Genomic DNA, 11,816 nt, shown 5'->3' on the forward strand with positions numbered 1-11,816 from the left:
GTGTCAGTGTGCTGACATTGATAGAGCGACTTGGCCGCAACCGGGCCAAGCATCATCCTGGAGACGTTAGGCCTGGGAGGCGTGCGATTTCTTTAACAAGAATCCCGCCACCACGGCCAGGGAATAAACAATAAAGATCCCGATCACCACGTAGAACGCGACTGGATTGTTCTTGTCCATTGCCTTGCCGTACATGGCCACACCCGCAGCGGCGACGGCACCGATTACGGCGAGCCCCATCATGATGTTCCATCCCAGCATGCGGGCGCCAGTGGGTTTTTCGTCGCCCAGAATCCGACGACTGTTCATCATCAAGAAAAAAGTAAAGTAGGCGATCGGAAGCAGCATCACCGCAAACGTACTTGCGAAAATCGCTAGCCAAAAACGAGTATCGTCATCCGTCCACAACCACACCCAGCAAGCTCCCGAAATCCCCGCAACCAAAACACCGGCAATGAAAACCGATTGGCTATCGGGTTTGCCCAACAGTTCGCGAAACGCGTAACCGTTAATCAGCATCAGGATAATGATGGTCGAAAAACCCATCCCAAACACACCTAAACCAAACACAAGATTGGCGTTCGTTTCACCCAGCAGGGGTGCAAGGGTTCGTGAAAGTTGAAAAGCGTTTCGTTTGACCAATGCCGCGGCAATTCGTTTTTCGGCTTCGGGCAATGCCGCGACCATCTCCAGCTTCGCAGCTTCATCAGTTGTCGCGGCCGCGTCGCCAAGTTCAGCGTCAACGCGAGCCAATAAGTTCGATTCGACTCCTCCGTAGATCGGTGACGTCTGCATCACGGCAATGTCCGTGGATGCCAGTTCTGCATCGATTTTGTTGTGGAACGATGCCGCCGCGGCAACGACAACGCAGCTGGTGACCAAGACAAATGGAATCGCCATTCCCGTTGACAAGTCAAAACGAGCGAGACCGCGGAAAGGTTTGTCCCAACCACGTGCCAGCATGGAATAGGGCAACAGGAACGTCATGTTGATCCCGACGGCCGTGGCAATCGCAGCGATCATGACCGACTGCTGTGTGCCCATCAATTTGCCGCTCCAAAAATCCTGGCCCGTCTGCGAAAGCCCATCAACGAGCCCCCTGAGATCACCAGCCGGTTTGTGGAACTGCGTGAAATCGGGAACCAATCCGGCGACGACTTCACCAAGGTTGATCTGTCCTTTGACGAAAAGCAAAATTGCGACGCCGAAAAAGCAGATCACGACCAAGCCAATCAGTGCCTTGAGGAATAGGTCAAACAGCTTGGCGGCTTTTCCACCCCGCGTGTTGAGCAAAACCACAAAGCCAGCTGCCAAGAACAGCATGATGGTCACCGTCCATTTGACACCCGCACTACCACCAAGGCCTTCGGCACCGACGACCGTCGAAAGATTTTTGTCCAGCGCGTCGTAGCAGAGACTGAACTGCGGCATGCAAAAAATCATGTTGGCCATGATCGTCGCAATCAGCCAGCCCCAACCCAGAGCAGGATTGATCTCGCTATTGATCGCCTCGAAAGGACGTCGCCCGGTCGAAAGCGTGACGTAGCTGATCGCCGACAACATCACGACGCCCAGCACAATCGCTACCAACTGCAACCACAGCATGCTGGTGCCGCCAAGCACTCCCAGAAACAAAGATCCTGCGAGCGAACCGCCGCCCAAGGTGATCGCACTTTGCAACCAACCGGGCCCCGACAGTTTGACGTACGCGCCAAGCAGCTTGCCGTCTTCCGAGGCTTGTTGCAACAACTCGCGATCGGATTGAACTTTGTTGGAAGACGCGTCAGACATGGCATTGGGGATCAAAGAAGGGAACGGGACTTCGGAAATCGTTGGAATCCAATCCGCGGGCATCTTGAATCATCGATCCAAGACGCGCAACACAGGGATGCCAATACTCGATTGACTATTCGCTTTCGGCCAACAAACGTTCGGCGTCCAAAGCGGCCATACAGCCGGTTCCGGCTGATGTGATGGCCTGACGATAATAGTCATCTGCCACGTCGCCTGCTGCAAAAACACCCGGCACACTGGTATTGGTGCGGAATGGCTTGGACCATTTGATGTACCCGGCTTCGTTCATCTCCACCGCGCCGTCCAAGAACGACGTGTTGGGTGTGTGGCCGATTGCGACAAACATGCCGCCGACTTCCAAGTCACGCTTGGATTCGTCCGCGGTGCTGGCCAGTTTTAAACCGGTTACCTGTTTTCCGTTGCCGACCACTTCTTCGACGACGTGATTCCAGATGATTTCGATCTTGGCATGATTCATTGCGCGATCTTGCATGACCTTGCTGGCACGCATTTCGTCGCGTCGAACCACCATGTAGATCGTTGCGGCGTTCTTTAAGTTAGCCAAGTAAGTGGCTTCTTCGACGGCAGAGTCGCCCGCACCGACGACGGCCAGCGGTTTGGCGCGATAGGTTGGCAGCGCACCGTCGCACACGGCACAAGCGCTGACGCCTTTGTTTTTGTACTCTTCTTCTGAATCGAGTCCCAAGTAATTGGCTCGAGCTCCGGTGGCAATGATAACCGTCTTGGTTTGAACCGCTTCGCCCTGGGCTGGTTTGAGCGTGTGAACGCCGCCGGAGGAAAAACTGACGCTCTCGATATCGTCGCTGATGACCTTGGTGCCAAAATTGAGCGCCTGTTGTTTCATCAGTTCCATCAATTCCACGCCCTGGACCGCGTAGTGCGGCTTGCCGTCCTTGGTGTGGCCTTCGGGCACTGGTGGCAAATTGTAGTGACGATCTTTGTCGACGGCCGATTCGACAAATTCGCGAATGTTGCCAGCCGGGAATCCCGCAAAGTTTTCGACTTCGGTGGTGTAGGCGAGCTGCCCCAACGGGATCATTTCAGGTTTGTAAGTGCCTTCGTAGAGAACCGGATCCAGATTGGCACGCGCTGCATAAATGGCGGCCGACCAGCCCGCGGGACCACTACCGATGATGATGGTTTTTTCGACGTTGTCCGACACTGGATAGAGGCTCCGTGCAATTGCAAGTTATTTCGTTTCGCGTGCGACCGGTGCGTTGACAGGCCACGCTTGTGTGAAGGTTGCGTTAGTATAGAGAGGTTCTGGGTCTTAGCCACACCGGTTAGGCTCCGTCGTCACCTATAAACGACCGATTCTCTTTCCAGCCCAGTTGCCGCCCGCAACGTTTACCTGAACCGCTATGTCCACTCTGCTGATCGCCGTCGGAACGATGGTTGCCTACTTGATCGCGTACCATACCTACGGGCGCTGGCTGGCTCGAAAGATCTTTCAGCTCAACGCCGACGCGGACGTCCCCAGCATTGAGCTAAACGACGACCGCGACTTTGTCCCGACCGACAAATCCGTGCTTTTCGGCCACCACTTTACCTCGATCGCAGGTACCGGGCCCATCGTCGGTCCAGCCATCGCCGTCATGTGGGGCTGGCTGCCAGCGTTGGTCTGGGTGTTGCTGGGTTCGATTTTGGTCGGTGCCGTTCATGATTTCGGAGCGTTGGTCGTTTCGATCCGCAGCCAAGGCCAGACGGTGGGCGACGTCGCTGGTCGTGTTTTGAATCGCCGCGTGCGACTGTTGTTTTTGCTGATCCTGTTCATGGCGTTGACCATCGTTCTGGCAATTTTTGGCTTGGTGATTGCGGCTGTTTTTAAACAATACCCCGCCGCAATCTTTCCCTGTTTGGTTCAAATCCCCATCGCAATGGCGATCGGAGCCTGGTTGCACCGCAAAAACGTCAACCTGCTGATCCCGTCAATCCTGGCCCTGATCACCATGTACGGGACCTTGGTCTATGGCAACGAAGGCATCCTGGGCGCAGCCAATACAGCGATGGCTGGCTGGTCGATCATCACTTGGGTGTTGATTTTGCTGGCGTATTCCTACGTCGCATCGGTGCTGCCTGTCTGGATGTTGCTGCAGCCACGCGACTATATCAATTCGCTCCAACTGATCACGGCGTTGGGCTTGGTGGTTGTCGGCTTGATCGTTGCCGGACTGATCGGCGGTGCACCCATCACGGAAAACGGAGCACGACAGCCGTTGGAAATTGTCGCGCCGATGGTGCGAGCCAATCCACAGGGCGCGCCCGCGGTCATTCCGTTCTTGTTCATCACAATCGCGTGTGGTGCGTGCAGTGGTTTTCACTGCCTTGTTTCTTCGGGTACGTCCAGCAAACAAATCAAATGCGAAACGGACGCGCAGTTCATTGGCTATGGATCGATGCTGACCGAAGGTTTCTTGGCAACGATCGTGATCTTGGCTTGTGTCGCGGGACTGGGACTGGGCGTAACGGAATCATCCGGTGCGGGAGAAATCGTCACGGGTTCGGCGGCCTACGACGCACGCTATGAATCCTGGGCGACTGCCAAAGGCCTGGGTGCAAAAGTCGGCGCCTTCGTTGACGGGTCGGCTAATTTTTTGAAAGCGATTTCGATCCCTGCATCCATCGCCGTCGCGATCATGGGCGTACTTGTGGCATCGTTTGCCGGAACAACCCTGGACACCGCTTGCCGATTACAGCGTTACGTCGTCCAAGAACTGGCAGCAACCTTCGTCGGCGAAAAGCACTCGACTAAGAACGGCGGCGGATTCTCACTTAATCCGATCGCTTGGCTAACCAACAAACACGGCGCCACGATTTTTGCGGTGACGCTTGCGCTGATCATTGCGGCACTTCCTGCACCAGGAACGGCCGTTTCGCTGGGCGATGCTGTCTCGGGAAACCTGCCGGCGGATTACGTCGCCGCCAATCCAACACTCCCCGCCGAAGCGTCCGCGGGCGGGATCGCAGGCGGCCAATGGTGGCTTTCCGCGTTCGCTGGCAAAGGCGGACTGATTCTGTGGCCTTTGTTTGGGGCGACCAATCAACTGCTTGCCGGGCTCGCTTTTCTGGTGATTTCGTTTTTCTTGTGGCGTCGCGGCATTCCGGTTTGGTTCATCGTGATCCCGATGATCTTTATGTTGATCATGCCTGCCTGGGCAATGCTGAGTGATCTGCCGAACTGGTTGAAAGATGAAAACCCGAACTGGGTCGTGATTGTCGTCGGCATCTCCACGTTACTTTTGGAAGCGTGGATGTTGGTCGAAGCCATCATTTTGTGGCCCAAGGTCAAGGGCGTCTTAGAAGTCAAAGCCACGGCACCGGTGAAGCAATTGACGTAGCGGATCTTTGAACACCCCGAATTTGATTATGGCAAGTTTGGCCATGGCAGCGACTGGCATCACGTGAACGCCCGATTCGCCAAACTTAATTAGCGGCAATCTTATTTCGCGGCGGCTGACTTCTTTTGCTCCAGCATCCACCGATAGAGCTCGGGATCATCAAAAGCCTGGGTCCAAGCATCGTGCTGGGCGTCGGGATAGATCGTGAATTTCACATCGCCACCAGCTTCGCGAAGCGAGTCGACCAACCGCTGCGATTCGCTGATCGAAATGACGGGATCCTGAGCTCCATGAAACACCCAAATCGGAAGATGCTTGATTCGATTGACGTAGGGCAGCGGCCCGCCGCCGCAGACGGCGACCAAGGCGGCGAATCGATCAGGATTCTGAATTGCCAATCGCCAAGCTCCGTATGCACCTCGGCTGAGCCCGGCCACATACACGCGTGAACGGCTGATTGGGTAACGTCGTTGAACTTCATCTAGCAAGCGAATCAGTTTTTGATCGTCCCAAAACTGCGTTTCACTTGGATTCTGCGGCGCGACCACATAAAACGGAAATTCGTCTCCCGCCGCCAACCGCTTGGGAATCCCGTGCTTCTTCACTTTCTTTGGCTCCGCACCGCCTTCGCCACCGCCGTGCAGAAACAGCACCAAGGGAAACGTCTTGCCTTGCCCCTTCGTCTCCGCCGCGACCTTCGCCGCCCCAACCTTCGCCGCGGCCGGTTCATAAAGCCAGTAGCGCAGCGGTTTGCTGGGAGTCAATTCCTGAGTCGGCGAACCCTGAGTCAGCAACTGCATCTCACCAGCGAAAAGCGTCGAAACAAAGAAACAACAGACAGCTGAAATCAGCAAGATGCGCGACACTGGGTACTCCCTGAAAGACGTAGAAGGCTTGCGTATCGTAGCTAATCTGCCTTTAGCATGCCGACGCGATCGAAATGGTTGCTCCAATCCTAGCGGCATGCAACGATAGACCCCCCGCATGAATCCTCTTCTTTTCAAGGAACCAATTCAATGTCGCTTAATGGTCGAACTCTGTGCTTCGCATTGATTTTCTTTATTCCGTGCACGAGCTCCTTTGCTCAGATCAATGATCCGTTCGGCAGCGATCCCTTTGGGGAAGCCCAACCTGCCGCAAAAGCAGAAATCGCTGCGCCGGCGGACGATCCATTTGGCACGCCCCAGCAACCGGCAGCCGAGGCAGCCAACGACCCGTTCGGGCAAACGGCCAAGCCAGCAGCCAATCAAAGCGATCCCTTTGGTGGTGCCACCCAGCCTGCCGCTGCCACGGACAATCCATTCGGTGACACGCGGAAGCCAGCCGCAAAAAAAGCCGCGTCTGCGATGACTGATCCCTTTGGTAAGCCCGCTCCCAAAGTCGCCACCCCAGCGGCTACTCCGCAACCTTCTCTGGGCAGCAGCAAAGTCAACGAACAGATTCGCGCCAAACTGAATGATCCGACCTCTCAATTTTTCGTCGAAACGCCGCTCGGCGAAGCGATCGCCGTTCTATCGCGCACCCACAACATCCCCATGGTGATCAACGCCAGCGCCTTAGAAGAGATCGGTCTCAGCAACGACGTTCCTGTCAACCTGACGCTTCAGAATGTGTCGCTGCGCAGCTTCCTGCGATTGATGCTCAAAAGCCTGGACTGCACGTATGTCATCAAAAACGAAGTGCTCCAGATCACAACCATGGAGTCAGCCGAACAGAATCTGACTGTAAGGAGCTACACCATGAGCGAAGAACTTGCTCCGCGTGCGGATAAAATCATCAAAGCGCTGACGGCAAGCGTCGTATCGGATACTTGGTCTCAATCCGGCGGCCCCAGTTCCGTCAATGCCGTGGATCACGTTTTGGTTGTATCAACGACGGAAATCGTGCACGAAGAAGTCGAAAAGTTCGTGGCGATGCTGGAAGACGCATTCAAGAAACGAAAAGGTCTCTAGATCACGCAAAAATCTCTGGATTGACGATATTGGGCGGCCGGTCGCCACGGCAAGCGGCCAAGCAATTTTCGATCGCGATGTCGCCCATCTTGGTTCGAGTTCCGATCGTAGCGCTCCCGAGATGCGGTGCGACCACGACATTGTCCAGCAAGTAAAGTTCCGGTTCCAACTGCGGCTCGTTTTCAAATACATCCAAACCGGCCGATGTGATCGCGCCGGTTTGCAAAGCGTGAACCAGTGCTTTTTCGTCGATCACCGGTCCGCGAGCAGTGTTGATGATGGAGGCGGTTGGTTTCATCCTTTTTAGCTGCTCGCTACCGATCAGGTGCCACGTTTGTTCGCTAAGTGACACATGCAGCGAAACAAAATCGCTTTGCCCTAGCACTTCATTCATCGAACCGTACGTGACTCCCAGCTGCTGCTCCTCTTCTTGGGACAGCCGTGTGCGATTCCAATAGACGACATTCATGTCGAACCCCTTGGCTCGTCGGACCATCGCTTTGCCGATTCGACCCAGACCGATCAATCCCAGCGTGGCGCCGGTGATGTCGGCTCCCAAAAACTGCAGTGGCCCCCAACCGCCCCAAGCTTTGGTTCGCACGAACCGGTCGCCTTCGGCCACTCGCCGGCCTGCGGCCATCAGCAAAGCAAACGCCATGTCAGCGGTCGTCTCCGTCAATACTCCCGGCGTGTTCGTCACAGGAATCTTCCGCTCGGTCGCTGCGGGAACATCGACGTTGTTAAAACCGACCGCATAATTCGCGACGACTTTCAGATTTGGATTGGCATCCAATACGTCGACGTCGATCGTGTCGGTCAACAAACACAGCAACCCATCGACGTCACGAACAGCATCGATGATCTCTTGCTTGGTCAAACAACGATCATCCGGGTTCATCGTTAGATGCGTGTGATCGCTCAGTGCCTGCATGCAAGCGGAAGGCAGTTGGCGAGTCAAAAAAATCCGCGGTTTGACAGTCATGGCGATTGCAGATCCGACTGCAGATCAAGGAACGTTGTGTTTCGACAAAGCACTTTTTAGCATTGTTGGACGCTTCCAGGACGATCTGGCAACAAATCGACTGTCAGAATGGCTAGAAAGTAGAAACGTTCTCAAAACCGTTCACGCACATTGCCCTTCAAGTTGCCCCCTCAAGTCACTGCAAAACTCCATGAAGAACATCGTCTTAATCTCCGTCTGCCTGGCCATCGCCGGCAGTGTTGCAGCGAATGCCCAGGAAGCGAAACCGAAAGCCCAAGCACCGGCCAACACCAAGGCTCCGGCTAAGAAGGCAACCGCCAAGGCCAACAAATTCCCGCCGACACTAGCCAACGTTCAGTATGGCGATCATCGATCGCATGTGATTGATTTCTGGCGTGCCGAGGGTGAATCGCCGCGTCCGCTATTGGTTTACATCCACGGTGGTGGATGGATCGGGGGCGACAAGAAACGCAGCGACAAAGACGTCCAACCGTATTTGGATCACGGCATTTCATATGCAGCCATCAACTATCGTTTGACTGGCGAAGCGTCTTTGCCCGCGCCGGTTCACGATGCAGCTCACGCCATTCAGTTCATCCGCAGCAAAGCCGACCAATGGAACATCCGCACCGATCGAATTGCGTTGACCGGTGGCAGTGCGGGAGCTTGCACATCCATGTGGATCCTTTGCCACGATGACCTGGCCGACCCGACTTCCAAGTCTCCGCTCGCACGGCAATCCACGCGTGTTCACGCAGCAGCGGTTTCGGGCGGCCAAACATCCATTGACCCCAAGCAAATCGAACCTTGGTTGGGCGAAAATGTCTTGAAACACAATATGATCAACATGGCCGTCGGCGAATCAACGATCGAAGGAGCAATCGTAAATTACAAAGACCACCAATCGCTCTACCAAGAGTTTTCTCCGTACAACCACGTCAGCGCTGACGATCCACCTTTGTTGATGACCTACGGTGGCGACATGACATTGCCGTCAAAAAACGCGGGCCATGGAATTCACCATCCGGTTTACGGCTTCAAAATGAAAGAGAAGTGCGATCAAGTGGGGCAAGAGTGTCACCTGCTGGTGCCCGGTCATTCGAAGTCCGACAAATACACCAGCGCAAAAGACTTCCTGATGCAAAAACTACTCCAACCGTAGCCGACCGCATATCAAAAGCAGCCAGTCGCCAGCCCCCTGGTCGCCAGCCCCCTGGTTGCCGGCCAATTCGCCCGCTGCAGATGTCAGTCGTTCAAAGGTTTTCGAGCGACCAATGCTGTCCGAGTGAATTTGGCGGGCAGATGACGCAGGCCGAATTTCTTCACGTTCAGTTGAAAACCGGCGTCGGTGATGACTTGCTGCATTTGCGAAATCGGAATGTTGTCGTAGTGGTACCGGCGAGAGACGAATTTTCCTGTGAACGATTCGTTCATTTCTAAATTCAGCAGCATCCCGCCGGGGGCGACAAGCGACAGCAATTTGCGGAGACTTTCCGCCGTGTCGCTTGCGTAACCAATCACCGCGCCCACGCAGACGACATCAAACGACTCGGCTGCTAGCGTTCGGACTTCGCCATCGAGCGTGGTCATCTTGGTCGGATCCGAGATATCCGATGTACCAACGCTGATGCGTGTTTTGTCGACGCCACGCGTCTTTGCGTTGGCAAGCGTGGCCTGTAGGAAGTTCGCTTCCAAGTCGGTTGCGACCAACGTTGAATCGGCAAAACGATCGGCGAAATGCAGCCCCATCAGCCCCGTTCCGCACCCAGCGTCCAGAATCTTTGCATCGCCGGGGCAATCAACTGACACGCTTCGCAAAAATCGATCGATGCTGGTTTGGTAGCCCAGCGATTTCATAAAAAAATCGTAGACGTGGCTACTGCGATAGAGTTTGGGGCTGATCATGGGCGGAAGCGTCTTGCTGTGCGGATTGAAGTGCCGCAAAGTCTATCGCCAATTCGACTTGTGCGGGGCGACTGCTTGCCAAGCATGGTCGGTGCCGTCGGACACTGGTATCTTGGCGACATTGACGCTTCTAATCAATCATCGCATTCACCGCGGACAAGGCTTTAACGATGGCAGCAACGTCGAAATCATCTCTCACGTCACGCCCCGAGTGGAAAGCTCTCAGCGCCCACTACGACGCCATCAAAGGCACTCACCTACGCGATCTTTTTGCCGGTGACGCGGACCGCGGCAAATCGATGACCTGCGAAGCAGCCGGGCTGTACTTGGACTACTCCAAGAATCGCATCGACAACACGACAATGGATCTGCTGATCCAGTTGGCAGAGTCCGCCGGCTTGAAAGATCGCATCGAAGCGATGTTTACGGGCGAAAAAATCAACCTGACCGAAGGCCGTGCGGTACTCCACACGGCGCTTCGTGCTCCCAAAGGCGCTTCGATCTTGGTCGACGGAGAGAACGTCGTCCCCGAAGTCCACGCGGTGCTGGACAAGATGGCAGCGTTTTGCGATCGCGTTCGCAGTGGCGACTGGAAAGGGCAGACGGGCAAACCGATTCGCCACATCGTCAACATCGGCATCGGCGGCTCGGACCTTGGACCCGTGATGGCCTATGAAGCGTTGCGACATTTCAGCCAACGCGAACTGACGTTTCATTTCGTCAGCAATGTCGACGCGACGGATTTTGCCGAAGCGACTCAGGGACTGGACCCAGCCGAGACTTTGTTCATCGTCGCGTCGAAGACATTTACAACCATCGAAACCATGACCAACGCCGATACGGCTCGGCAGTGGCTATTGGCGGGTACCGGCGGCGACGAATCTGCGATCGCAAAACACTTTGTCGCGCTGTCGACCAACGCAGAAAAAGTGTCCGCCTTTGGAATCGACACAGCCAACATGTTCGGTTTTTGGGACTGGGTCGGCGGTCGATACTCGATGGATTCAGCCATCGGTTTGTCGACAATGCTGGCGGTCGGGCCGAGCGGTTTTCGTGAAATGCTGGACGGTTTCCACGAAATGGACCAGCATTTCCGCACCACGTCGCTGGACCAGAATTTGCCCGTCATCATGGCACTGCTATCAGTCTGGTACAGCAATTTCTTTGGCTGCGAAACAACCGCGGTGCTTCCGTACGAACAGTATCTGTCGCGTTTTCCGGCATACCTCCAGCAATTGACGATGGAGAGCAACGGCAAGTACGTGACCGTCGATGGAGATGAAGTCGATTACGAAACCGGCCTGATCTACTGGGGCGAACCGGGCACCAACGGACAGCATTCGTTTTACCAATTGATTCACCAAGGAACGCGTTTGATCCCGTGCGACTTCATCGCGTTCGGCAAATCACTGAACCCAATCGGTGCTCATCAAGACATTCTGATTGCCAACGTGTTGGCTCAAAGCGAAGCGCTGGCATTTGGCAAAACCGCCGAACAAGTCAAAGCCGAAGGCACCGAAGACTGGCTGGTACCGCATCGTGTGTTCCAAGGAAATCGTCCGTCCAACACGATCTTCGCGGACAAAATGTCTCCAGCGATTTTGGGAAAACTGGTCGCTATGTACGAACACAGCGTCTATGTCCAAAGCGTAATCTGGAACGTCGACGCGTTCGATCAGTGGGGAGTCGAACTAGGCAAAGTCTTGGCCACAAACATTATCCCCGAACTGGAATCCGCGACGGAACCAGATCTCCAGCACGACAGTTCGACGAACGAATTGATTCGCCGCTATCGCGCGATGAAATAATCGCGGCTTGATCGCA

Annotated in this window: 9 protein-coding genes; 4 read left to right on the top strand and 5 right to left on the bottom strand. The window is 55.1% G+C overall.

Annotated features, from left to right (window positions below):
• Window positions 1–66: 66 nt before the first annotated feature.
• Window positions 67–1,791 (bottom strand): divalent metal cation transporter, encoded by a 1,725-nt coding sequence (locus tag K239x_RS20910; protein WP_145420300.1) that lies wholly within the window; start codon window positions 1,789–1,791, stop codon window positions 67–69.
• A gap of 115 nt (window positions 1,792–1,906) precedes the next feature.
• Entirely contained in the window at window positions 1,907–2,977 is a 1,071-nt protein-coding gene (locus K239x_RS20915) for an NAD(P)/FAD-dependent oxidoreductase (RefSeq protein WP_419189225.1), read from the bottom strand.
• Window positions 2,978–3,176: 199 nt separating this feature from the next.
• On the opposite strand from K239x_RS20915, the gene K239x_RS20920 reads away from it, so the two are divergent.
• On the top strand, window positions 3,177–5,153 hold the full coding sequence (locus K239x_RS20920) for a carbon starvation CstA family protein (protein WP_145420304.1): 1,977 nt from the start codon (window positions 3,177–3,179) through the stop codon (window positions 5,151–5,153).
• A 101-nt stretch (window positions 5,154–5,254) separates the two neighbouring features.
• On the opposite strand, the gene K239x_RS20925 is transcribed toward K239x_RS20920, so the two are convergent.
• Entirely contained in the window at window positions 5,255–6,019 is a 765-nt protein-coding gene (locus tag K239x_RS20925) for a carboxylesterase family protein (protein WP_419189226.1), read from the bottom strand.
• Window positions 6,020–6,169: 150 nt separating this feature from the next.
• Between K239x_RS20925 and K239x_RS20930 the strand changes: the two genes are divergently transcribed.
• Entirely contained in the window at window positions 6,170–7,105 is a 936-nt protein-coding gene (locus tag K239x_RS20930; RefSeq protein WP_145420308.1) for a FecR family protein, read from the top strand.
• Between the two features lies 1 nt (window position 7,106).
• Here the strand turns inward: K239x_RS20930 and K239x_RS20935 are convergent, their stop codons facing one another.
• Window positions 7,107–8,087: a 2-hydroxyacid dehydrogenase gene (locus K239x_RS20935; RefSeq protein WP_145420310.1), complete on the bottom strand. Its 981-nt coding sequence runs from the start codon at window positions 8,085–8,087 to the stop codon at window positions 7,107–7,109.
• A 190-nt stretch (window positions 8,088–8,277) separates the two neighbouring features.
• Between K239x_RS20935 and K239x_RS20940 the strand changes: the two genes are divergently transcribed.
• Window positions 8,278–9,249 carry an alpha/beta hydrolase fold domain-containing protein gene (locus K239x_RS20940; RefSeq protein WP_145420312.1) on the top strand — a complete coding sequence of 324 codons (972 nt, stop codon included), beginning with the start codon at window positions 8,278–8,280 and terminating at the stop codon, window positions 9,247–9,249.
• A gap of 83 nt (window positions 9,250–9,332) precedes the next feature.
• Here K239x_RS20940 and K239x_RS20945 read toward each other — a convergent pair whose 3' ends face one another.
• Window positions 9,333–9,992 (bottom strand): class I SAM-dependent methyltransferase, encoded by a 660-nt coding sequence (locus tag K239x_RS20945; RefSeq protein ID WP_145420314.1) that lies wholly within the window; start codon window positions 9,990–9,992, stop codon window positions 9,333–9,335.
• Window positions 9,993–10,162: 170 nt separating this feature from the next.
• Here K239x_RS20945 and pgi point away from each other — a divergent pair, with 170 nt between their 5' ends.
• Window positions 10,163–11,800, top strand: coding sequence for a glucose-6-phosphate isomerase (gene pgi / locus K239x_RS20950; protein WP_145420316.1), 1,638 nt, complete (start codon window positions 10,163–10,165; stop codon window positions 11,798–11,800).
• Window positions 11,801–11,816 lie beyond the last annotated feature (16 nt).

Origin of the sequence: Stieleria marina, assembly GCA_007741555.1 — a bacterium.
Classification (GTDB): Bacteria; Planctomycetota; Planctomycetia; order Pirellulales; family Pirellulaceae; genus K23-9.